Source organism: Streptomyces sp. NPDC006435 (assembly GCF_040612315.1).
In the GTDB taxonomy this organism is placed as follows: domain Bacteria; phylum Actinomycetota; class Actinomycetes; order Streptomycetales; family Streptomycetaceae; genus Streptomyces.
Genome location: NZ_JBEXPY010000003.1, coordinates 18,329 through 39,350 on the forward strand (window position 1 = coordinate 18,329; position 21,022 = coordinate 39,350).

Here is a 21,022-nt window from a genome sequence, read left to right on the forward strand (position 1 = left end):
ATGCCTGATCGTTGTCCGACCGATTGCCTGACTGACGGAGGTCAGATTAACGGGCGCGACGCCCGGCGGTCGCGTCCGGCCCGTCACCCGGCCCGGACGCGGTGGTCCGGGCCGGGCGGAGAGGCCGTACGGAGGGGCTCGGCGGCGGGTGGCGCGGCGGGCCGGGCGGCGGTGGCGGCGACGGGCCCGGCCGTCAGCGGAAGACGCCGGTGTGGCCGAGGGAGTAGCGGCCGGGCTGCGGGTAGACGGCCAGTCCGTGCGGGCCGCTGCCGACCGGGATGCGGGCGAGCTGCTTGCCGGTGGCGGTGTCGATCGCGTACACCTCGGCGTCGTAGCGTCCGCTCAGCCAGAGGACCTTGCCGTCCGCCGAGACCCCGCCCATGTCGGGACTGCCCCCGCCGGGCAGGCGCCACTTCTTCGTCAGCTCGCGCCGCGCGAAGTCGAAGACCGAGACGGTGCCCTCGCCGCGGTTGGAGATGTACATCTCCCCGGAGTCGCGGCTGACGTAGAGCCCGTGGGTGCCCTTGCCGGTGTGCAGCAGCTTCGGGGTGGTGAAGTTCTTCCCGTCCAGCACCCAGACCCCGTCGGCGATCATGTCCGCGATGTAGAAGGTCCCGCCGTCGGGCGACAGCTTCACGTCCTGCGGCATCGCACCCTTCAGCGGCAGCTTCTGCTGTTCGACGATCTTCATCCCCGCGGTGTCGACCTTGAGGAGTTCGCCGGAGAACTCGCAGGAGACGATGAAGTACCGGCCGTCGGTGGAGAAGTCGGCGTGGTTGACGCCCGCGCAGTCGACCGGGACGGTCTTGACGGTCTTCATGGTGTGGGCGTCGCGGAAGACCAGTTCGCGGTCCATCGAGGCCATCACCACGGCGTATTTGCCGTCCGGGGTGAAGTAGAGGTTGTACGGGTCGGAGACGGGCACCGTGGGCCCGACCTTCCCGGTGGCCGGGTCGATGGCGGTGAGGCTGTCACCGATGTCGTTGTTGACCCAGAGGGTCTTCAGGTCCCAGGACGGGACGACGTGCTGCGGCTGGCGGCCGACCTTGATCGTCTTGATCACCTCGTACGTCGCCGGGTCGATCACGGACACGGTGTCGGAGTTGGTGTTGGGGACGTACACCCGGGAGGGGAAGTCCTTGACGACGGGCGAGAGCCGGCCCGCCCGGTCGGCCGCGTAGACGTCCTTGGCGTCGAGCACCGGGGGCATCCCCGGGAGCCCCGGCGGTACGGGCGGGAGGGCGCGCCCGGACGCGGTGGGCGGTGCGGCGGCCTCGCTGCCGACGGCCTGGACGTTCGACTTTCCGGCCGGTGCGCCGCAGCCGGAGAGTACGGCCAGCAGGACGCCCCCGAGCAGGGCCGCGGTGTGCTTGGTGGAGGGAAGCATCAGGTCAACAGCTCCGTGGTCGTCACCGCGCGCAGTCGGCGGCGGTCGATTTCGGTGAGGAGGAGGGGCAGCGCGGCGACCGTGTCCGCGTAGCCGAAGTGCAGGCTCACCACCGATCCGTTGCGGATCTCCCCGGCCACCTTGCGGGTCACGGCCGCGGCGCCGGGAGAGGTGAAGTCGAGGGAGTCCACGTCGTACGAGAGCACGTGCGGGTAGCCCGCCCGTGCGGCCAGCCGACGGACGAGCGGGGTGGCGTCCCGGGCGCGCGAGGGCCGGAACCAGGTGCCGATGGAGCCGGTGAGCCGGCGCAGCCGCCGGGCGCAGTCGTCGATCTCCGCGTACGCCTCGGCCTCGCCCATCGAGGAGATGTCGGTGTGGTGCTGGGTGTGGTTGCCGAGTTCGTGGCCGCCGTCGAGGATGCGGCGGGCCATGCCGGGGTGTTCGTCGAGCCAGCTGCCGACGGCGAGGACGGTGACCCTGGCGCGGGCCCGTTCGGCCTGGGCGAGCAGGGTCCGGGCGATGGCGGGGTCGCCCTGGCCGTGGAAGGTGAGGGCGACCCGGGCGCGGTCGCGGGGGCCGTGGTCGATCTGCGCCGGCTGCCCGGGGAAGCGGCGCGGTCCCGGTGCGGGGCCCGGGGAAGCGGACCGGGCGGCGGTGCGCGGGTTCTTCGGGCTCGTCCCGTCGGTGACGGGTCCGGCCGGGGTGTCGCCGGTGACGGGTCCGGCGGGGGTGCCGGCGCCACCGCGGCCCGAGCATCCGGTGGCGAGGGCGCCGACGAGGACGGTCCCCGCGCGCAGGGCGCCGCGGCGGCACACCGGGATGTCGGAGGCGTTCATGTACAGACACACTAGGCGCCAAATGCGACAAACATAACAATAAAGGCATATGGATGCAGCGAATGAATCATTCGCCGGATCCCATAGATATTCACGCTTTTACAGGCAAGTGACCCATCACACCTACGATTCAGACCGAAGATGCCCAGTTAAGTCACTAAAAGACCTTTTTGCGCCTTTGGCGGAGAGGTCGCCCGTCTGCCATAGTCGGTGACACGACCTCACCGACCCGAGCCAGGTCGTCACAAGCGGCCGTGAACACACCCCCCATTTCACGGCCCCCACACAGAAGCCCCCGAAGCGCCCCACCAGGGCAGACCGGGGGCTTCTGCGTAGCCGGCCGGTACCGGGGAGAAGGGGAAGGTCAGCGGTCGGAGATCCGCATCTCGAACCAGGTGGTCTTGCCGCGCGGCAGCAGGTCCACGCCCCAGCGGTCGGAGAGCTTGTCGACCAGGAAGAGACCCCGCCCGCTGATGTCCATCTCCTGGACCGGCATCAGACAGGGCAGCCCGCGCGAGGGGTCGCGCACCTCGATCCTGATCCAGCCGCGACGGCGCAGCATCCGCAGCCCGAAGACCCGGGCACCGGTGTGCCGCACGGCGTTGCCCACGAGCTCCGAGACGAGCAGTACGGCGTACTCGGCGATCTGCGGGGAGAGCGCCCACTGGCGCAGCACCACGCACGAGGTGAGCCGGCGCGCGGTGGCCGCGGACTCCGGACGCGAGGGGAGCCGGACCTCGTCCTCCGTCGGATTCCCGAACAACTCCAGCGCCTTGAACGCCTGTTCGTCCTCGATCGTCGGCATCCACCGTGCCGCCGTCGAACCGCTGTGCGGTCGCGGCTGTTCCACACCCTCCAGGCCCGCCATGGACACCATCATGACCTCAACGCGGACGCCCCGGGGCCGTTCCGGAGGAATCCGTACCCCCGGTTGCAACGTTCCGCAACGGCGGGAAGTCATATGCCAGAGACATGAAACACCCGGCTGCACCCACGCTGACCTGCACGGATACCGGGTTCGGACGGGGTTGCCGGAACTTCCGGAAAGCCGGGCCCCGAGGTGTTCCCGGAACCCGGCCGATCCGCCCGCACGGATGAACCCGCGCCGGTCTGTACCCAACTGGCGTTCGGTCAGAGGAACTTGGCCTTGCCCGGGCCCTCTTCCACGAAGCTGCGCATTCCGCGCTCCCGGTCCTCGGTGGCGAACAGTCCGGCGAACCAGTTCCGCTCGATCGTGAGCCCGGTGTCGATGTCCGTCTCCAGCCCGGCGTCGACGGACTCCTTGGCGGCGCGCAGCGCGAGCGCCGGGCCCTTCGCCAGCTTGGCGGCCCAGGCGTACGCCTGCTCGTACACCTCGGCGGCGGGCACCACGCGGTCCACCAGACCGATCGTCAGCGCCTCCTCGGCCTTGACGTGGCGACCGGTGAAGATCAGGTCCTTGGCCCTGGAGGGGCCGATCAGCCGGGCGAGGCGCTGGGTGCCGCCCGCGCCGGGGATGAGGCCGAGCAGGATCTCCGGCTGGCCCAGCTTGGCGTTGTCGGCGGCGATCCGGAAGTCGGCGCAGAGGGCCAGCTCGCAGCCGCCGCCCAGGGCGTAACCGGTGACGGCTGCGACGACGGGCTTGGGGATGCGGGCCACGGCGGTGAAGGAGTCCTGGAGCGCCTTGGACCGCACGACCATCGCCGTGTGGTCCATCGCCTGCATCTCCTTGATGTCCGCGCCAGCCGCGAACACCTTCTCGCCCCCGTAGATCACCACGGCGCGCACGTCGTCGCGCCGGGTCGCCTCCTCGGCGAGCTCGCGCAGCCGGTCCTGGGTGGCGACGTCCAGGGCGTTCATGGGCGGACGGTCCAGGCGGATCGTGCCGACGCCGTCGAGTACTTCGAGATTCGCTGTCATGGGAGGCAGATTAGACGGGCCGGGAACGGCCGAGCGGGCCCGGTGGCGTGGATCACGGCACCGGGCCCGCTCGGCCTCGCGTACGGGAGGGGACCTACTTGGTCCACTCCGCCCAGCTCATGTTCCAGCCGTTGAGGCCGTTGTCGGGCTGGATCGTCTTGTCCTTCGAGTTCTTCACGATCACGACGTCGCCGATGAGCGAGTTGTCGAAGAACCAGGCGGCCGGGGTCTTCTTGCTCCAGGCGCCGCGCACGTCCTGCAGACCGACGCAGCCGTGGCTGGTGTTGGTCGAGCCGAAGATGCTGGGGTCGCCCCAGTAGTTGCCGTGGAGGAAGGTGCCCGAGGTGGACAGGCGCATCGCGTGCGGCACGTCCTTGATGTCGTACTCGCCGCCGAAGCCGACGGTGTCACCGTTCATCCGGGTCACCTTGAGCTTCTCGCTGATGACCATCTGACCGTTGTACGTGGTGGTGGCCGGGGCGCCCGCGGAGATCGGGATGTCCTTGATCTCGCTGTCGTCGCGGACGACCTTCATCCGGTGCGTGCTCGCGTCGACGGTGCTGATCTGCTTGCGGCCGATGGTGAAGGAGATCGTCTTGGCCTGCTTGCCGTACACGCCGGGCCGGCCCTCGACGCCGTCGAGGTTGAGCTTCACGGTCACCTTGGTGCCCGAGGCCCAGTAGTTCTCGGGGCGGAAGTCGAGGCGGTCGTTGCCGAACCAGTGGCCCTTGATGTCCACGGACGGCTCGGCCGTCACCTTGATGGCCTTCTCGACGGCCTCGGGGTCGGTGATGCCCCGGGTGAAGTGGATCGAGACGGGCATCCCGACGCCGACCGTGGCGCCGTCCTCCGGGGTGTACTGCCCGATGAAGGTGTTCTGCGGGACCAGCGTGGTGAAGCTGGTGTCCTTCGCCGACTCACGGCCCTTCGAGTCCTTGGCGATGGCGTGGACCTTGTACTTGGTCGCCGCGGCCAGGTGCTGGTCGGGCGTCCAGCTCGCGCCGTCGGCCGCGATCTTGCCCTCGACCTCGGCGCCCTTGGGGTCGGAGACCTTGACCGTGGTCAGCTTCCCCTGCTCGGCCGAGACCTTCAGCACCCCGCTGGTCGCGACGGAGTCGGCGCCGTCCTTGGGCGCCACGGTCACCACGGCCTGCGAGGCCGAGGTGTCCTCGGCCTTCCCCGCGCCCTTGCCACCCTTGCCGGCGTCGTCTCCCCCGCCGCACGCCGTCACCAGCATCAGCATCGCGCCCAGCACCAGAGCCAGCGGTCCGGTGGCTCCTCGCCTGCCCCGCTTGATGTTCGCCCCGGCCGATGTCCCCGATATCGGCTGCCCGTTCAATGTGGTCGTCTCCCCTCACACGGCCTGGCCCCGCCATGGCCCCGGGAGCCCTCGGGCTCCCTCCCCCGCGCGCTGCATATGCACGCTCAGCGAAAGATAATCACACCGGACATGTGGAAATGACCCCCTGGATGTCACCATTCAGTCCCAAGTTCACCGGGGAGCGGGAGACGGGGCCGAACAGGGACCGGGCAGGGGGCGGAACCGGTCGGGGACAGGGTTCGACGAGGTCCGGGGACGGGGCCCGGCAGGGGCCGGGAACGGGCGGGAGAACGGGCGGGGGAAGGCCGGGGGGACGGGGCCGGGCGGGGATTCGGCGGGGGCGGACCTCAGCGCAGGGCGGAGCCCGCCCTCCAGTGGGCCCAGTCCAGGTTCCAGCCGCCGAGGCCGTTGTCCGGCGCGACCCGCTTGTCCGCGGAGTTGACGACCTCGACCACGTCACCGATGAGCGTCCGGTCGAAGAACCGGCCGGCCGGGGTGTCGTCGCCGCCGCCCTTCACGTCGAGCAGCCCCACGCAGCCGTGGCTGACGTTGTCCGAGCCGAACACGCTCTCGTCCGACCAGTAGTTGCCGTGCAGGAAGGTGCCGGAATCGGTGAGCCGGACGGCGTGCGGGACGTCCGCGATGTCGTACTCGCCGCCGAAGCCGACCGTGCGGCCGTCCATCCGGGTCACCTCGTTCATCTCGCTGACCACCATCTTCCCGTTGTACGTGGCCGTCCCCGGGGAGCCCGCCGTGATCGGGAAGGTGGCGACGGTCCGGCCGTCGCGGCGCACCTCCATGGTGTGCGCGGCCGCGTCGACCACGGACGTCTGGGAACGGCCCACCTCGAAGGTGATCGTCTTGTCCTGGGAGCCGTACACGTGCGGCGCGCCCTCCACGTCACGCAGTCCCACCACGACGGTGACCTCGGTGCCCGGCTTCCAGTACTTCTCCGGGCGGAAGTCGAGGCGGTCGGTGCCGAACCAGTGCCCCACCACCTCGACCGGCGGGTCGGACGTCACCCGGATCGCCCGCTGCACGGCCGCGCGGTCGGTGATCGGGCGGTTGAAGTCGAACGAGACGATCATGCCGGTGCCGACCGTGGCGCGGTTCTCCGGCTCGAAGTAGCCGATGAAGCGGTGTGCGGGCACCGCCGTGGTGAAGGTGGTGTGGCGGGCCGTGCGGTTGCCCGAGCCGTCCACCGCCACCGCGTCGACGCTGTACTTGGCGGCGAGCCCGAGCCTGGCCGCGCCCTTCCCGGGTTCCCAGGACCGGCCGTCGTCCGCGATCCGGCCCGGGACCTCCCGGCGCTGCGCGTCCTCGATCCGGGTGACCCGGACGCTCTGCAGCCGCCCGTCCGGGACCCTCACCTCCACCCGGTCGTCCGGGCCGACGTCCTTCGCCCGGTCCTTCGGGGTGATCAGGATCGCCTCCTGCGGCGGGCGGGCCTTCCCGCTGAAGATCGATCCGACGCCTGAACAGCCGGTCAGCAGGGCCAGCACGGCCAGTACGGCGAGCAGTCCCGCCCGGGCCGGCACGGCGGCCGAGCCCGCCGCCGCCCTCTTCGCTCTCTTCGCTACGTGGTTCACGTCCCCCCAAACGACCGGGACCGGCCGGGGAAACGTGGGGTACGGCCTCCCGGGTGCACGGACGGCGGGACACGCCGTGCCGAAGGCTGAGCCGGGGGCCGGTGCCGGGGACAGGCGCCGGTGCCGCGCCCGGAGCGGGGTGAGTGGGGCCGGGGTGAAGCCGGGGGGCGGGCCGCGCGGGGTCAGCCGAGGATGCCCCGGTCGTAGCCGACCGCGACGGCGGCGGCCCGGTCCTTGGCGCCCAGCTTGGCGAAGATGTGCGTCAGGTGGGTCTTCACGGTGGCCTCGCTGATGAACAGTTCGGCGGCGATCTCCCGGTTCGACGTGCCCCGCGCGACCAGTTCGAGCACCTCGCGCTCGCGGCCGGAGAGCGACTCGCCGCCCGGGGCCGCCGGGGTGCGGACCCGTGAGACGAGCCGGGTCGCGACGGCGGGCGAGAGCACGGTACGGCCGTCGGCGGCGGCCCGGACGGCGGTGAACAGCTCGTCGCGGGGCGCGTCCTTGAGGAGGTATCCGGTGGCTCCGGCCTCGATCGCGGGCAGGGTGTCGGTGTCCGTGTCGTACGTGGTGAGGACGAGCACCCGGGAACGGGCGCCGCGGGCGGTCAGCTCGGTGATGGCGGCGACCCCGCCGCCGCCCGGCATCCGCAGGTCCATCAGGACGACGTCGGGATCGAGCCGGGCCACCAGCTCGACCCCCTCCACCCCGTTCGACGCCTCCCCCAGCACCTCGAAGCCCGGGGCCGAGTCGAACATGCCGCGCAGACCGTCCCGTACGACGGGGTGGTCGTCGACGACGACGAGCGTGATGACGCGTGCGGTTTCCTCTGGCATGGCAGGCCAACCGTACTGGTCACCGGCGGTTCGGGACCAGGGCCTTCGTCCGGCCCGGCCCTGAACGGACGTGGCCCGGACGAAAGGCCCTAGAGGGGCACCCGGACGCTGACCGCGGTGCCGCGGCCCGGTTCGCTCTCCACCTCGACGGTGCCCGCGACACGTTCGGCGCGGGCCCGCATGCCGCCGAGGCCGAATCCGCCCGCGCCCCGGTACGGCGGCAGCGCGTCCGGGACGAAGCCGCGGCCGTCGTCCCTTACGTCCAGGGTGAGTTCGTCGCCCATGAAGGACAGCGTGACGCCGACCCTGGACGCCCCGGCGTGGCGGCCGGCGTTGGCGAGGGCCTCCTGCGCGATCCGGAGCAGGGTGGCGGCCATCTCGTCGTGGACCGGCTCGACGGTGCCGGTGACGGTGAACCCGGCCCGTACGGCGTGGTGTTCCGCCCAGTCGGTGACGGTCTTCTCCAGGGCGCCGGTCAGGTCGTCGTGTTCCAGCGCGACGGGGACCAGGTTGTGGACGGATCGGCGGGCCTCGCCGAGGCTGTGCCGGGCGAGGTCGGCGGCGCGGTCGAGGTGCCGGCGGGCCAGTTCCGGGTCGTTGTCGCCGACCGAGGTCACCACCTGGAGCTGGGCGATGATGCCGATCAGCCCCTGGGCGAGGGTGTCGTGGATCTCGGCGGCGAGCCTGCGGCGCTCGTCGGCGACGCCCGCCTCGCGCGCCTGGAGCAGGAGTTGGGCGTGCAGTCCGGCGTTCTCCGCCAGGGCCTGTTCGAGGCGGGCGTTGGCCGACTCCAGTTCGGCGATGGTGTCGGTCTGGGTGCGGGCGTGGTCGGCCTCGTGGTCGCCGATCTTGGCGAAGACCATGGTGAGGGTTCCGTGCAGGGCGAACAGGACGACGAAGGCGACCCAGTTCATGAGGGAGGCCGGCGGCAGTTCGCCGCCGCTCTGCGAGCCCGCCATGATCGCGGCGACGGCCAGCAGCCCGGCGCGGAAGGCACGTTGCGGAAGCAGCCGGCCCGCGTCGAAGTAGCCGAGGACGGCGTACATCGAGAAGAACGGGTTGCACCAGGTCAGCCCGAGGGCGAACAGGGTGCGGACGACGAAGTAGCACTGGGCCGCCCGTGACCTCGGGGGGCGGGACCGCCGGGCCCTCCCCCACCAGAGCTGGAGGACGAGCGCGCACAGGACCAGCGCCGCGGCGGCGTACACCTTCGGGCGGGACATGATGAGTTCGGCGGTGACGGCGGAGACGGCGCCGCCCAGGCCGAGCAGACCGTACGGCCCGTAGGCGAAGAACCGTTCCCACCACTGTTCGGCGGTCGTCGGGCCGCCCGCGGCCGTCCCCGTCGCGGCTGTCGCGGACGCCGGTGCCGCCGCCTCCACGGCCTCCGCGTCCGTCACGGCCGCCGCGTGCCCCGTGTCCCCCACCATGTCCCCCGCGTCCCCCGTGTTCATGGCGACAGTGTCCCCGAACCGCGCCTCACGGCAACCGGGCCCGCGGCGGTCTCACTCCCACCGGAACAGACGGGTCGCGAGCAGCGTCACCAGGCCCGTCCACAGCACCATCGCGCCGAGGGACACCCAGCCGGGCCAGCCGCCGGACATCGCCCGGTCCAGCGCCTGGGAGGCCGCCCCGAGCGGGGTGAGCTGGACGATGTGCCGGAGGGTGTCGGGCATGGACTGCACCGGGATCCAGACCCCGGCGGTGAACATCATCACGAGATAGACGATCGAGCTGATCGCGGTGGACGCCTTGACGGTCCGGGTGAGGGCGCAGAGCAGCGAGCCGAGGGCGAGGACGCTCGCCGTCGCCAGCAGCAGCGCCAGGACGTAGCCGAGGGGCTGTCCGGGCAGGCGTACGCCGAAGGCGACCCGGCCGACGCCCATGACCAGCGCGGCGGAGCCGAGCGAGGCGGCACCGTGCAGGGCGATCTGCGCGGTGAGCAGCGCGGACGGGCGTACCGGCGTGGTGGACATCCGGCGCAGGATGCCTCGTTCGCGGTAGCCGGTGAGGACCGGCGGCATGGCTTGGAGCCCGGCCATGATCATGCCGAGCAGCACCGCCACCGGTACGTACAGGTCGATGACCCGGCGTCCGCCGAGCGCTTCGTCGGGGTCCCTGAAGGACGGGATCAGGCCGAGGATCGTCATCAGGGCGGTCGGGAAGACGAGGATCCAGAACAGGTTGCCGGGTTCGCGGAGGAAGAGCCGCGTCTCGGCCCGGAGGACCGCCCTGCGCGCGGAGGCGGGTGCGGGCATCGGTACGGATGCCGGTGCGGGCGTGGTTCCGGCCGGGTTCGCCGTGGTCATCTCAGGCCGCCTGTTCTGTGAGGTCGAGGAAGGCGTCGTCCAGCGTCGCCTCGGAGACGCGGAGCTGGTGTGCGGTGATGCCGCGGCGGGCCAGCAGCGAGATCACCGCGTTGACCGTCTCGTCGGTGCCGTCGATGGTGATCCGCCCGTCCTTCCGCGTCACGTGGACCGCGCCGGGCAGCGGGGTCAGTTCGGCGTCGGCGAGCGGCTGCGAGGGGGTGAAGGCGATGACGGTGGAGCCGGCCGCCCTGCTGATCAGGCCGGACGGGGTGTCGAGGGCGACGACCCGGCCCTTGTCGATCACGGCGATCCGGTCGCAGAGCCGGTTGGCCTCCTCCATGAAGTGCGTGACCAGGAGGACGGTGACGCCGCTGTCGCGCACGTCCTCGATCAGCTTCCAGGTGTCCCGGCGGGCCCGCGGGTCCAGGCCGGTGGTCAGTTCGTCCAGGACCACCACCCGGGGGTTGCCGATCAGGGCGAGCGCGATGGACAGCCGCTGTTTCTGGCCGCCGGACAGCGCGGCGAACCGGGTGCCGTACTTGGTGTGCAGCCCGAGCCGCTCGGCGAGTTCGTGGCGGTCGGCGGGGTCCGGGTGGAAGGAGCTGTACAGTTCCAGCGCCTCGGCCACGGTGATCTTGGGCTGCAGTTCGCTCTCCTGGAGCTGGGCGCCGAGCAGCCGGGTGACCCGGTCGTGGTCGGTGACGGGGTCGAGCCCGGCCACCCGGACCGTCCCCCCGTCGGGGACCCGCAGTCCCTCGACGCATTCGACGGTGGTGGTCTTGCCCGCGCCGTTGGGCCCGAGGATGCCGAAGATCTCGCCCTCCTCGACGGTGAAGCTCACCCCGTCGACCACCCGGCGCCCGGCGTACGCCTTGTGCACCCCGTCCACTTCGATGATTGCCATGTGCACGAGAATCCCGGCGCGGGGGCCGGCGCACCATCGGCCATCACGCTCGAAGCGGCATCAGCCGATCGGTTGATACGGGGTACGACCAGGCAGGTTCCACGACCCCGGCGCTTACGGACGGCCGGAAAACCACATGAGCGATGTCAGGGGTGAACCGTAGGCTCGCCTGTGATGCCCGAAAAAAACGTAGAGCCCGAGAAACGGTCCGCCACCCGTACCCTGCTGCGGCTGTGGCCGTATGTGAAGCCGGTGCGCGTCCGCCTGTTCAGCGCCGCCGCGGTGGCGATCGTCGCGTCCTGCATCGGCCTGGTGATCCCGCTCGTACTGAAGTGGATCGTCGACGGCCCGGTGGCGGACCGTGACCCCGGGGGAGTCTGGCTCGGCGCGCTGTACCTGCTGTTGCTGGGCATCGCGGAGGCCGGGCTCTTCGGGGTGCGCCGGTGGCTGGTGGCCCGTCCGCTGGCCGGGGTGGAGGCGACCATGCGGGCCGATCTGTACCGGCATCTGCAACGGCTGCCGATCGCCTTCCACGACCGTTGGGCGTCGGGGCAGTTGCTCTCGCGCGGTACGACGGACCTGATGCTGCTGCGGCTGTTCCTGGCGTTCCCGCTGACCTTCCTCCTGGTCAACGGGACGACGATCCTGGTCGGTTTCGTCATCCTGCTGAGCCAGCAGTGGACGCTGGGGCTGGTGCTGCTCGCCCCGCTGGTGCCGCTGGTGTTCCTCTGCTCGCTCTTCCAGACGAAGTACGCGAACGTGGCGCGCAGGGCGCAGGACCAGGTCGGCGATCTGACGACGGTCGTCGAGGAGAGCGTGCTCGGCATCCGCATCATCAAGGGCTTCGGCCGGCACCGCAGCCAGGCGCTCGCCTTCCGCGCCCTGTCGGAGCGGCTGCGCACCACGGAGCTGGGCAAGGCCCGTCTCCTCGCGGGCATCTGGGCCAGCATGACCATGATTCCCGAGCTGGCCATCGGCGCGGCGCTGGTCCTCGGCACGGTCCAGGTCGCGGACGGCGGGCTCTCCGCGGGCACCCTGGTCGCCTTCCTCTCGACGGCGCTCGCGCTGCGCTGGCCGATCGAGTCGATCGGCTTCCTGCTGGCGATGAGCCAGGAGTCGGCGACGGCGACCGAGCGGTACTTCGAGGTGATGGACGCGACCGGGGAGGACGGGGCGGTCGCGCCCGCCGACGGCGGCGACCGTTCCCGGCAGGACGCCCCGGACCGGGGCGAAATGGTCTTCGAGGGCGTGGAGTTCCGCTATCCCGACGCGGAGGCCGGTGCCGCGCCCGTGCTGGAACGGATCGATCTGCGGGTCCGGCCCGGCGAGACGATGGCGCTGGTGGGGACCACCGGTTCGGGCAAGACGACCCTCACCGCCCTGGTGCCGCGGCTGCACGAGGTCACGGCGGGGCGCATCCTGCTGGACGGTACGGACATCACCGCCATGCCCCGCGAACGGCTGCGCGAGCTGGTGTCGGTGGCCTTCGAGGAGCCGACGCTCTTCTCGGCGAGCGTCGGGGAGAACGTCCTGATGGGCGCCGAGGGTGCCGGGGAGGACGAGTTGCGCCGGGCCCTGTCGGTGGCCCAGGCCGATTTCGTCCACGAGCTGCCCGAGGGCATCGACACCCAGGTCGGCGAACAGGGGCTCAGTCTCTCCGGCGGGCAGCGCCAGCGGCTCGCGCTGGCGCGTGCCGTGGTCGGCCGGCCGCGCTTCCTGGTGCTCGACGACCCGCTCTCCGCGCTGGACGTGCACACGGAGGCGCTGGTGGAGGCCGCCCTGCGCCGGGTGCTGGCCCGGACCACGGCGATCGTGGTGGCGCACCGGCCCTCCACGGTGATGCTCGCGGACCGGGTGGCGCTGCTGTCGCGGGGCCGGATCGCCGCCGTCGGCACGCACCAGGAACTGCTGCGCGACAACGCGGAGTACGCCTGGCTGATGTCGGGCGCCGGAACCGGGACCGCACCGGGAACCGACCGGCGGCCGTCCGCACCGGACCCCGGCCGGCAGCCGCCCGCACCCGACGCCCCCGCGCCCGACGAGGGCCGGCCCGCGCCCGACGCCCCCACTCCCGCCTCCTCCGCCGAGAAGGGCAGCACCCGATGACCACGACGACGACGGGACGCACCGACCGGCCCGCGCCCGACGAGCCCGAGGAGCTGTCCCCCGCCGACGACGGGGACCTGTTCGACCGGGACGATCTGCCCACCCCGCCGGGAGCGACCCGGGCCCTGCTGGGGTCGCTGCTGCGGCCGCTCAGGGCACGGGTGGTGGTGGCCGCGCTGTTGCTGCTGGTCCAGCAGGCCGCGATCCAGGCGGGCCCGCTGCTCGTGGCGTACGCCATCGACCGCGGCGTGCCCGCCTTCCGGAACGAGGACTACGGGCCGCTGATCGCGGTGGCCGTCGGGTACGCGCTGTGCTCGGTGACGGCCGGGGCCATGGAGTACACGTTCATCCGGGCCTCCGCCCGGGTCAACCAGGACGTGCTGCTCGATCTGCGCGGGCGCATCTTCCGCCACTCGCAGGCGCTGAGCGTGGACTTCCACGAGCGCTACACCTCGGGCCGGCTGATCTCCCGTTCCACGACGGACGTGGAGTCGCTGCGCGAGCTGCTCAGCGAGGGGCTCCAGGAGCTCGTCATGGTCGTCCTGTCCTTCGTCTCCATCTCGGTGACGCTGCTCTGGCTGGACTTCGGCCTCGGCGCGGTCGCGGTGCTGTCCTTCGTACCCCTGTACCTGCTGGTGCGGGTCTTCCAGCGGCGGGCCGGGGTGCTGTACGCGGAGCGGTCGACGGCGATCGCCGCGGTCATCGTGAAGTTCGCGGAGACGATGAACGGCATCCGTCCCGTCCGGGCGTTCCGCCGCGAGGCCGCCAACGACGGGCACTTCGAGAAGCTCAACGAGACGCACCAGTGGTCCAACGGCAGCGCGATGCTGGAGATGGCGCGCTATGTCGTCGGCTCCCGGCTGGTCGCCAACACGGCGGTCGCCGGGATCGTGCTGTGGGGCGCGTACCGGGTGGCGTCGGGCACCCTGGCGCTCGGTGTGCTGGCCGCGGCCGTGCTCTACCTGCGCCGGCTGTACGACCCGATCGACCGGCTCGGGATGTTCCTCAACTCCTACCAGTCGGCCGCGGCCTCGCTGGAGAAGATCGCGGGCCTGCTGGCCCAGGTCCCGTCCGTCCCCGAGGCCGCCGAGCCGCGCGAGCTGCCCGCCCTCCCGGGCGAGCACCCGGGCCGCGAGGTCGTCTTCGACGGGGTGAGCTTCGCCTACCGCACGGGCGGCGAGGTGCTGCCCCGCTTCGACCTGAAGATCCCGGCCGGTCAGACGGTCGCCGTGGTCGGTTCGACGGGGGCGGGCAAGTCGACGCTCGCCAAGCTGCTGGCCCGTTTCTACGACCCGACCGACGGCCGGGTGCTGCTGGACGGGACGGACCTGCGGGACCTGGCCGTGCCGGAGCTGCGCCGGGGCGTGGTGATGGTGACGCAGGAGGCGTTCCTGTTCTCCGGGACGGTCGCCGAGAACATCGCGGTCGGCAGCCCGGATGCGACCCGCGAGGAGATCGAGCAGGCGGCGAGGGCGATCGGCGCGCACGACTTCATCGCGGGTCTGCCCGAGGGGTACGACACGGACGTGCGCAAGAGGGGCGGCCGGATCTCGGCCGGCCAGCGCCAGCTGGTCGCGTTCGCCCGGGCCCTGCTCGCGAACCCGGCCGTGCTGATCCTCGACGAGGCGACGAGTTCCCTGGACGTCCCCGGTGAGCGCGCGGTGCAGCGGGCCATGGACACGGTGCTGCACGGCCGTACCGCGGTGGTGATCGCCCACCGCCTGTCGACCGTGGAGATCGCGGACCGGGTCCTGGTGATGGAGCACGGCCGCATCGTGGAGGACGGCACCCCCGCCGCCCTCGTCGCCGGAACCGGCCGCTTCGCGGGACTGCACCGGGCGTGGCGGGAGAGCCTGGCGTAGGAAATCCCCGCCGCCCCGCACGGTAATTGACGGAACGTCACGTACCGGAACGGTCGCCCCGCCCGCCCCGTCCGCACGCTCTCCGGCCGTCGCCCGCCGGGGGCCGGCGGGCCCGGTGGCGACCCCGCTCACATGCCCGAACACCCCCTTCTCCCATGGGGAGTTCGCGCTAGGGTTGGCCCGTGGAAGCGACGGGCGGGGCACTGATCGGGGGCCGGTACCAGCTTGTGGAGCTGATCGGTCAGGGCGGCATGGGCCGGGTGTGGCGGGGGCGGGACACCGCGCTCGAACGGGACGTGGCGGTGAAGGAGGTGCTGCTTCCCCAGGGGCTCACCAGTGACGGCCGGGACCATTTCCTCCAGCGCGTGGTGCGTGAGGCCCGTGCTGCCGCACGGCTCAACCACCCCGGGATCATCACGGTGCACGACGTGGTCGAGCACGACGGCGCGCCCGTCGTCGTCATGGAGCTCGTCACCGGCGTGTCGCTGGCGACCCTGATCGAGCGGGACGGCGCGCTGCCGGCCCGGCGCGTCGCCGAGATCGGGGTGGCGATGCTGAAGGCCCTCCGGCCGGCCCATGCGTCGGGCATCGTCCATCGCGACCTCAAGCCGGACAACGTCCTGCTGATGGACGACCGGGTGATCATCACCGACTTCGGCATCGCGCACATGGCCGACGCGACGACGGCCCTCACCCGCACCGGCTCGGTGATGGGCACCCCGGCCTACATGGCTCCCGAGCAGTTGGAGGGGAGACCTCCGACGCCCGCCAACGACCTGTGGTCGCTGGGCGCGACGCTCTACTGCGCCGTCGAGGGCGTGCCCGCGTTCAACGGGGACACGTTCGGGGCGCTCTGCATCGCCGTCGCCACCAAGGAGCCGCGTCCGCCCGCGCGGGCGGACGTGCTGGAACCGCTGCTGGCCGCACTGCTGGCCAAGGACCCGGCCCTGCGCCCCACGGCCGAGCAGGCGCTCGCCGCGCTGGACCAGGTGGCACGTACGGGGACCGCGGCACCCGTCCCGACCCCGACCGTGGTCGTGCCCCCGGCGCCGGGGTCCTCCGGGGCCCCCGGAGGGGCGGGGCACCCGCAGCCCGGAATCGCCGGATGGTCCACACGCCCCTCCCCCTCCGCTCCTTCCCCCTCCCCGGTCACGTCGCCCGTCGGCCCCGACCGCTCCTTCCGGCCGCCGGGCGGGGCAGCCGCGCAGATCACTCCCCTCGGCGCGGTGGCGATCCGGTTCATCGGCTGCATGGCCCTGTTGTGGGGCTTCGGCACCGTCCTGCCGTGGAACTACCTCGACCAGGTGCGGTCGGAGTTCGTACCGACCGTTCTCCTGATCACTGCCGTGCTCTCCCTCGTCCAGGCCGTGCCCCGGCCCCGCTGGCACCCGGCGGTGGCCTGGCCCGTCTTCGTCGTGTTCGACCTGGTGCTGTACTTCGTCACCAAGGAACTGGTCCTGCCCGAGGTGTTCGGGCAGATGAGCACCGGCTTCGGCGAGGCCCCGGCCCACGTGATCGCCAACATGTTCCTCCTCGGCACGGGCGCCTGGCTCCTGTGGTGGAAGGTCCCCGGCAGCCGCCCCGCCTGACCGCGCCCCGGCGCACGACACCCCGGACCCCCGGAAGCCGTACCCGGTGGCGGTGGGGGGTGCGGGCGGTCAATAGAGTCGCCCGTATGACAGCACCAGTGATCCGGGCGGTCGAGGCGGACGACACCGCCTGGGACGACCCGTCCGAGGAGAAGCTGCACGACCTGCTGGCCGACATGAGCCTCAGCCATCGGTTCGTCGTCGTGAACCGGCTCGACGCGGAGCCCGAGGGTCAGCACTACATACAGGTGTACCTCGAGGACGACCTGAGCTATCAGGTGGAGTACCGCGAGGGCGGGCCGGACCGGCACTTCCAGGCGTGGGTGCCCCGTGACCGGGGGGACTTCTCGGTGGAGCCGGTGGCCGAGGTGGTTCAGGACTGGGCCGCCGGGCGGCCCGGCTGGCGTGAGGCGCTCGTCTGGCTCCCGTGGTCGCCCGAGGAGTCGTCCGCCCGCGACCACCCCCTCGCGCCCCCGCGGCCGTAGGCTGAATTCCGTACGCGACGGGCAGGAGGCCGCGGTGGCCGGTACGACGTCGGCCGAGGTGATGGCCGAGCCGGCCGGGCTGGAGGACCCGAAGGTCCGCTGATCACCCCCCTCTCAGTGATCACCCGGGAAACCCAGCCGCCCGGGGGAACCCGGTCACCCCGGGAGAGCCGGTCGCCCCGGGAAACCCGGTCGGCCGCGGAGCGGGGGTGCCCGGGTCCGCCAGGGTGATCGCCCCGGCGGGGCACAGGCCGGCCGCCTCGCGGACCAGGTCCCGCTCCCCGTCGGACGGTTCGGGCCGCAGCACGACCACCTTGCCGTCGTGCTCCCCCTGGTCGAACACCTCACCGGCCGTCAGTGCACACATCCCGGAGCCGACGCAGCGTCCGGTGTCCGCGGTGATCCTCATCGGTCACACGTCCCAGGCGACCGGGAGGCTCTTCACCCCGTAGATGTCCGCGAGCTCCGGACGCAGGGCCACCTCCTCCGGCGGTACGGCCAGGCGCAGTGTGGGGAAGCGGTCGAGCAGCGCGGGGAACGCGACCCGCAGCTCGACGCGGGCCAGTTGCTGCCCCAGGCACTGGTGGATGCCGTGGCCGAAGGCGAGGTGTCCGCCGTTCTGCCTGCCGAGGTCGAGCGCGTGGGGGGCGGTGAAGCGCCCGGGGTCGCGGTTGGCGGTGTTGTACGACAGGATCACCGGCGAACCGGCCTCGATGAGCCGCCCGCCCACCTCGACGTCCTCCAGTGCCGTCCTCATGAACGTCTTGGCAACGCTGAGGTACCGCAGCAGTTCCTCCACGGCCCGGTCGGTGAGCCCGGGATCGGTGCGCAGCGCGGCCAGTTGCTCCGGGTGGCGCAGCAGCGCGAAGGTGCCGAGGGCCAGCATGTTCGCGGTGGTGTCGATCCCGGCCGCCAGCAGGATCAGGGCCATCCCCCGCAGTTCCTCGTCGGTCAGGTCGCTGTCGGTGAGGTCGCTGAGCACGTCGTCGGTGGGGTTCGCGCGCTTGGCCGCCACCAGCTCCGCGAGGTAGTGCTGGGTCGCGGTGTAGGCCGCGATCAGCTCCTCGTCGCTCGTCTCCCCGTCCATGAACGAGCGGACCTGTTCCTGGAAGGAACCCCGGTCCTCGTACGGCACCCCCAGCAGCTCGCAGATCATGACGGCGGGGATGGGGTTGGCGAACGCGGTCACCAGGTCCGTCGGCGGCCCGGCCTCCTCCATGGCGTCCAGGTGCTCGGCGGTGATCTGCTCGACGCGCTCGGTCAGCAGCCGCATCCGCCGTACGGTGAACTTGCCCATCAGCGGCTTGCGGTAGCGGCTGTGCCGGGGCTCGTCCATGAGGAGGAACTCGCCGGGCGGCGCCTCGGGCGCCTCGATGTCCCCGTAGTCGATGGTCGGGTGGAGCAGCAGCTCCTTGCGCGAGCTGAACCGCTGATCGGCCAGGACCGCCCTGACCTCGTCGTATCCGGTGACCAGCCAGCCGGGCCGTCCGCCGGGAAAGGTGTAGCGGCTGATCGGGCCGTGCCCCTGGGCCTCGACCAGCTCCGCCGGCGGGTCGAAGGGGCAGCCGGGCCGGCGTGCCGCCGGCATCGTCGCGACGGTGTGCAGTGACTCGCTCATGACCGTTCCCCCATCTCGCGATACTACGCGTTTTACGATGCCTGAAAGCTACGGCGGAAACGGAAGGGCTGTCAATTACAGAAAACTCATTCATGCAGGTCAGATGCGAGAAATTGATGCAATGACGCTGAGCACGAACGCAATATCGCGTTGCAATGAATGACGGCGAAGGCAATACTGACGGCATGCCAGGAGGACGGTTGACCCAGCAGGACCGCCAGCGCATCGCGGCCGGAATCGCCGACGGACTCTCCTACGCCGAGATCGCGAGGCGGCTCGACCGGCCGACCTCGACGATCAGCCGGGAGATCGGACGCAACGGCGGCCCCCACGACTACCGGCCCCAGCAGGCCCAGCGGGCGACGGCCCGGCGGGCGCGGCGCGGCACCCCGAAGCCCCCGCGCACGGGCGGGCCGCCGGACGGCGGCGGGGCGGAGGAGGAGATCGTCGAGATGGCGGTCCGGGCGGGGCTGCCGAGGATCACGGCGCGCGTGCATCTCGACCTGTTGCAGTCCGAGGACGGCAGACGCACCGCGGCCGAGCTGACCCGCAGGCTGAAGGTCAGCCCCGCCTCCGTCTCCGTGGCCGTGAACTACCTCGTACAGCACGGCTACGTCCGGCGCGAGCGCGATCCGCAGCGGCGCCGCGACGTCTATGTGATCGACGACGAGGCCTGGTACCGCTCCGTCGTGCTCAGCGCGCGGCAGACGCTGGATACGGCGCGGGCCGCGCTGGCCTCGGCGGAGGGGGTCGGCCCCGACGACCTCGTGGGGCAGCGGATGGCCCGGACGGGGGCGTTCCTGGAGCGGATCAGCCTGGACCTGCTGGAGTCGGCCGACCGCTGGCGCACGCTTCTGAAGTGAGGGCCACGGATACATCGACTCGGTTCATCGCAAAGGTTTCTGAGTTTTCATCAGATTCGATTCCAGGTCCGGTTCCGGCACTGACTCCTGTTCTTGTTCCTGTTCTTGTTCTTGTTCCTGCTCCGGTCCCGGTCCCGGTCCCGGTCCCGGTCCCGGCTCAGGGTCCGGCTCGCCGGGATGCGCCTCCGCGCGGCGGGGCAGCAGCAGCGGGGTCGCCAGCAGGAGCACTCCGGCCAGGCCGATCGCCGTACGCGGGCCGAGCAGTGCGCCCAGTACGCCCCAGAGGGCCGTCAGGAGCGCGGTCGCACCCTTGGTCGTCACCGCCCAGGCGGTCAGCGTGCGGGCGACCCGGTCGGCCGCGGTGCGCCGGAGGCGGCAGGTGGACTGGACCGGGTTGAAGACCCCGCAGCAGAGGATGAGCCCGAACTCGACGCCGATGACCAGCAGCAGCCCTCCCGTGCCCGGCCCCAGGAGGACCAGACCCACCGGCCAGATCGCGCGCAGCGCCCCGCTCCCGATCAGGACCCGGTGCTGCCCGAACCGGGTGACGAGCGGCCTGGCCAGCCGCGACCCGAGCAGTCCGCCGAGCGCGGGCGCGGCGAAGGCGAGGCCGTACTGCCACGGCTCGAACCCGAGCCGGCCGAGCATCAGGACGGCCAGCAGTGGCTGAGCGGCCATCACCAGGCCGTTGAACAAAGCAGTGTTGAGGAACAGCGGGCGCAGCGTCGCGTCGGCGAGGATGTACCGCCACCCGTCGAGCAGGTCCCCGGCCCTCATGCGCGCGGCCTTCCGGTGCTCGGGCCGCGGCTCGTCCCCGCCCGCCGCGCGGATGCCCAGGGCCGAGAGCAGATGGCTGACCGCGTCGGCCACCACCGTCGCCACCGGCCCGAGGAGCCCGATCGCCGCACCGCCGAGCGGCGGCCCGATGATCGTGGTCGTCCAGGACGTGGACTCGAACCGGGCGTTCGCGACGAGCAGGTCCTCGGCCGGCAGCAGGGTCTTCAGGTACGCGCCGGAGGCGGCGCGGAAGGCGATGTCGGCCGCCGAGACGACGACCGAGACCAGCAGGAGCTGGAGGAAGGTGAGCACGCCGAGCGCGAACGCGGCGGGGATCGTCAGCAGCGCCGCGAACCGCACCAGGTCCGTCGCGATCAGTACCTGCCGCTTGCGGCGGAACTCCACCCACGGGCCGAGCGGCACCGCCACGGCCGCGCCCACCGCCGCCCCCGCGGAGGAGAGCGCGGCGACCTCGGCCGGCCCCGCGTGCAGCACCTGGACGGCGATCAGCGGGAACGCGCCGAAGGCGAGCCACGTGCCGAGCGCACTGGTCCCGTACGCTCCCCAGAGCCATCCGAACCGCCGCCCCAGCCGGTGCCCGCTCCTCATGCCCGATGCCCCTCGCCACTCATCCGTACAACCGA

At 71.8% G+C, this 21,022-nt stretch carries 17 protein-coding genes and 2 pseudogenes; 6 read left to right on the forward strand and 13 right to left on the reverse strand.

Annotated features, from left to right (window positions below; translation table 11 throughout):
• Positions 1-193: 193 nt before the first annotated feature.
• The 10 genes from ABZZ04_RS04360 to ABZZ04_RS04405 all read right to left on the reverse strand — a co-directional run bounded on the left by ABZZ04_RS04360 (position 194) and on the right by ABZZ04_RS04405 (position 11,078).
• Positions 194-1,387, reverse strand: coding sequence for a hypothetical protein (locus ABZZ04_RS04360; protein ID WP_356930680.1), 1,194 nt, complete (start codon positions 1,385-1,387; stop codon positions 194-196).
• Complete coding sequence (locus tag ABZZ04_RS04365; RefSeq protein ID WP_356930681.1) at positions 1,387-2,223, reverse strand: polysaccharide deacetylase family protein; 837 nt, start codon at positions 2,221-2,223, stop codon at positions 1,387-1,389. Before ABZZ04_RS04365 ends, ABZZ04_RS04360 begins: the two co-directional genes overlap by 1 nt.
• Before the next feature lie 364 nt (positions 2,224-2,587).
• Complete coding sequence (locus ABZZ04_RS04370; RefSeq protein WP_356930682.1) at positions 2,588-3,103, reverse strand: ATP-binding protein; 516 nt, start codon at positions 3,101-3,103, stop codon at positions 2,588-2,590.
• Between the two features lie 251 nt (positions 3,104-3,354).
• Complete coding sequence (locus ABZZ04_RS04375) at positions 3,355-4,122, reverse strand: enoyl-CoA hydratase-related protein (RefSeq protein WP_148839325.1); 768 nt, start codon at positions 4,120-4,122, stop codon at positions 3,355-3,357.
• 94 nt (positions 4,123-4,216) lie between these two features.
• Entirely contained in the window at positions 4,217-5,461 is a 1,245-nt protein-coding gene (locus ABZZ04_RS04380; RefSeq protein ID WP_356930683.1) for an Ig-like domain-containing protein, read from the reverse strand.
• A 329-nt stretch (positions 5,462-5,790) separates the two neighbouring features.
• A complete protein-coding gene (locus ABZZ04_RS04385) occupies positions 5,791-7,032 on the reverse strand; it encodes an Ig-like domain-containing protein (protein WP_356930684.1) in 1,242 nt (413 codons plus the stop codon).
• 182 nt (positions 7,033-7,214) lie between these two features.
• Positions 7,215-7,865, reverse strand: a complete 651-nt coding sequence (locus ABZZ04_RS04390; RefSeq protein WP_356930685.1) for a response regulator transcription factor — start codon at positions 7,863-7,865, stop codon at positions 7,215-7,217.
• 89 nt (positions 7,866-7,954) lie between these two features.
• On the reverse strand, positions 7,955-9,319 hold the full coding sequence (locus ABZZ04_RS04395; RefSeq protein ID WP_356930686.1) for a sensor histidine kinase: 1,365 nt from the start codon (positions 9,317-9,319) through the stop codon (positions 7,955-7,957).
• Positions 9,320-9,370: 51 nt separating this feature from the next.
• Positions 9,371-10,174, reverse strand: coding sequence for an ABC transporter permease (locus ABZZ04_RS04400; protein WP_356930687.1), 804 nt, complete (start codon positions 10,172-10,174; stop codon positions 9,371-9,373).
• 1 nt (position 10,175) lies between these two features.
• Entirely contained in the window at positions 10,176-11,078 is a 903-nt protein-coding gene (locus ABZZ04_RS04405; protein ID WP_356930688.1) for an ABC transporter ATP-binding protein, read from the reverse strand.
• Positions 11,079-11,252: 174 nt separating this feature from the next.
• On the opposite strand from ABZZ04_RS04405, the gene ABZZ04_RS04410 reads away from it, so the two are divergent.
• The 4 genes from ABZZ04_RS04410 to ABZZ04_RS04425 all read left to right on the forward strand — a co-directional run bounded on the left by ABZZ04_RS04410 (position 11,253) and on the right by ABZZ04_RS04425 (position 17,120).
• Positions 11,253-13,184, forward strand: a complete 1,932-nt coding sequence (locus ABZZ04_RS04410) for an ABC transporter ATP-binding protein (RefSeq protein ID WP_356930689.1) — start codon at positions 11,253-11,255, stop codon at positions 13,182-13,184.
• Positions 13,181-15,046: an ABC transporter ATP-binding protein gene (locus ABZZ04_RS04415; protein WP_356930690.1), complete on the forward strand. Its 1,866-nt coding sequence runs from the start codon at positions 13,181-13,183 to the stop codon at positions 15,044-15,046. The genes ABZZ04_RS04410 and ABZZ04_RS04415 overlap by 4 nt, the downstream gene beginning before the upstream one ends.
• A 182-nt stretch (positions 15,047-15,228) precedes the next feature.
• The gene (locus ABZZ04_RS04420) at positions 15,229-16,635 is read left to right on the forward strand and encodes a serine/threonine-protein kinase (protein ID WP_356930691.1); all 1,407 of its coding nucleotides are present in this window, start codon (positions 15,229-15,231) and stop codon (positions 16,633-16,635) included.
• 86 nt (positions 16,636-16,721) lie between these two features.
• The gene (locus tag ABZZ04_RS04425; protein ID WP_356930692.1) at positions 16,722-17,120 is read left to right on the forward strand and encodes a hypothetical protein; all 399 of its coding nucleotides are present in this window, start codon (positions 16,722-16,724) and stop codon (positions 17,118-17,120) included.
• 121 nt (positions 17,121-17,241) lie between these two features.
• Here the strand turns inward: ABZZ04_RS04425 and ABZZ04_RS04430 are convergent, their stop codons facing one another.
• A complete protein-coding gene (locus ABZZ04_RS04430) occupies positions 17,242-17,529 on the reverse strand; it encodes a ferredoxin (protein WP_356930693.1) in 288 nt (95 codons plus the stop codon).
• Positions 17,530-17,532: 3 nt separating this feature from the next.
• Positions 17,533-18,738 carry a cytochrome P450 gene (locus ABZZ04_RS04435; protein WP_356930694.1) on the reverse strand — a complete coding sequence of 402 codons (1,206 nt, stop codon included), beginning with the start codon at positions 18,736-18,738 and terminating at the stop codon, positions 17,533-17,535.
• Between the two features lie 185 nt (positions 18,739-18,923).
• Here ABZZ04_RS04435 and ABZZ04_RS04440 point away from each other — a divergent pair.
• Positions 18,924-19,136, forward strand: a pseudogene (locus tag ABZZ04_RS04440) (helix-turn-helix domain-containing protein); the annotation flags it as partial.
• Positions 19,137-19,247: 111 nt separating this feature from the next.
• Positions 19,248-19,601: pseudogene (locus ABZZ04_RS04445) on the forward strand (helix-turn-helix domain-containing protein); the annotation flags it as partial.
• A 24-nt stretch (positions 19,602-19,625) separates the two neighbouring features.
• Here ABZZ04_RS04445 and ABZZ04_RS04450 read toward each other — a convergent pair.
• Entirely contained in the window at positions 19,626-20,987 is a 1,362-nt protein-coding gene (locus ABZZ04_RS04450) for an MFS transporter (protein WP_356930695.1), read from the reverse strand.
• Positions 20,988-21,022 lie beyond the last annotated feature (35 nt).

What these genes read in the sequence shown, in the direction of transcription:
- ABZZ04_RS04405 (WP_356930688.1), bottom strand. Translation starts at nt 11,078, where the DNA reads ATGGCAATCATCGAAGTGGACGGGGTGCACAAGGCGTACGCCGGGCGC.
- ABZZ04_RS04375 (WP_148839325.1), bottom strand. Translation starts at nt 4,122, where the DNA reads ATGACAGCGAATCTCGAAGTACTCGACGGCGTCGGCACGATCCGCCTG.
- ABZZ04_RS04390 (WP_356930685.1), bottom strand. Translation starts at nt 7,865, where the DNA reads ATGCCAGAGGAAACCGCACGCGTCATCACGCTCGTCGTCGTCGACGAC.
- ABZZ04_RS04435 (WP_356930694.1), bottom strand. Translation starts at nt 18,738, where the DNA reads ATGAGCGAGTCACTGCACACCGTCGCGACGATGCCGGCGGCACGCCGG.
- ABZZ04_RS04395 (WP_356930686.1), bottom strand. Translation starts at nt 9,319, where the DNA reads ATGAACACGGGGGACGCGGGGGACATGGTGGGGGACACGGGGCACGCG.
- ABZZ04_RS04415 (WP_356930690.1), top strand. Translation starts at nt 13,181, where the DNA reads ATGACCACGACGACGACGGGACGCACCGACCGGCCCGCGCCCGACGAG.
- ABZZ04_RS04360 (WP_356930680.1), bottom strand. Translation starts at nt 1,387, where the DNA reads ATGCTTCCCTCCACCAAGCACACCGCGGCCCTGCTCGGGGGCGTCCTG.
- ABZZ04_RS04430 (WP_356930693.1), bottom strand. Translation starts at nt 17,529, where the DNA reads ATGAGGATCACCGCGGACACCGGACGCTGCGTCGGCTCCGGGATGTGT.
- ABZZ04_RS04450 (WP_356930695.1), bottom strand. Translation starts at nt 20,987, where the DNA reads ATGAGGAGCGGGCACCGGCTGGGGCGGCGGTTCGGATGGCTCTGGGGA.
- ABZZ04_RS04425 (WP_356930692.1), top strand. Translation starts at nt 16,722, where the DNA reads ATGACAGCACCAGTGATCCGGGCGGTCGAGGCGGACGACACCGCCTGG.
- ABZZ04_RS04370 (WP_356930682.1), bottom strand. Translation starts at nt 3,103, where the DNA reads ATGATGGTGTCCATGGCGGGCCTGGAGGGTGTGGAACAGCCGCGACCG.
- ABZZ04_RS04365 (WP_356930681.1), bottom strand. Translation starts at nt 2,223, where the DNA reads ATGAACGCCTCCGACATCCCGGTGTGCCGCCGCGGCGCCCTGCGCGCG.
- ABZZ04_RS04400 (WP_356930687.1), bottom strand. Translation starts at nt 10,174, where the DNA reads ATGACCACGGCGAACCCGGCCGGAACCACGCCCGCACCGGCATCCGTA.
- ABZZ04_RS04410 (WP_356930689.1), top strand. Translation starts at nt 11,253, where the DNA reads ATGCCCGAAAAAAACGTAGAGCCCGAGAAACGGTCCGCCACCCGTACC.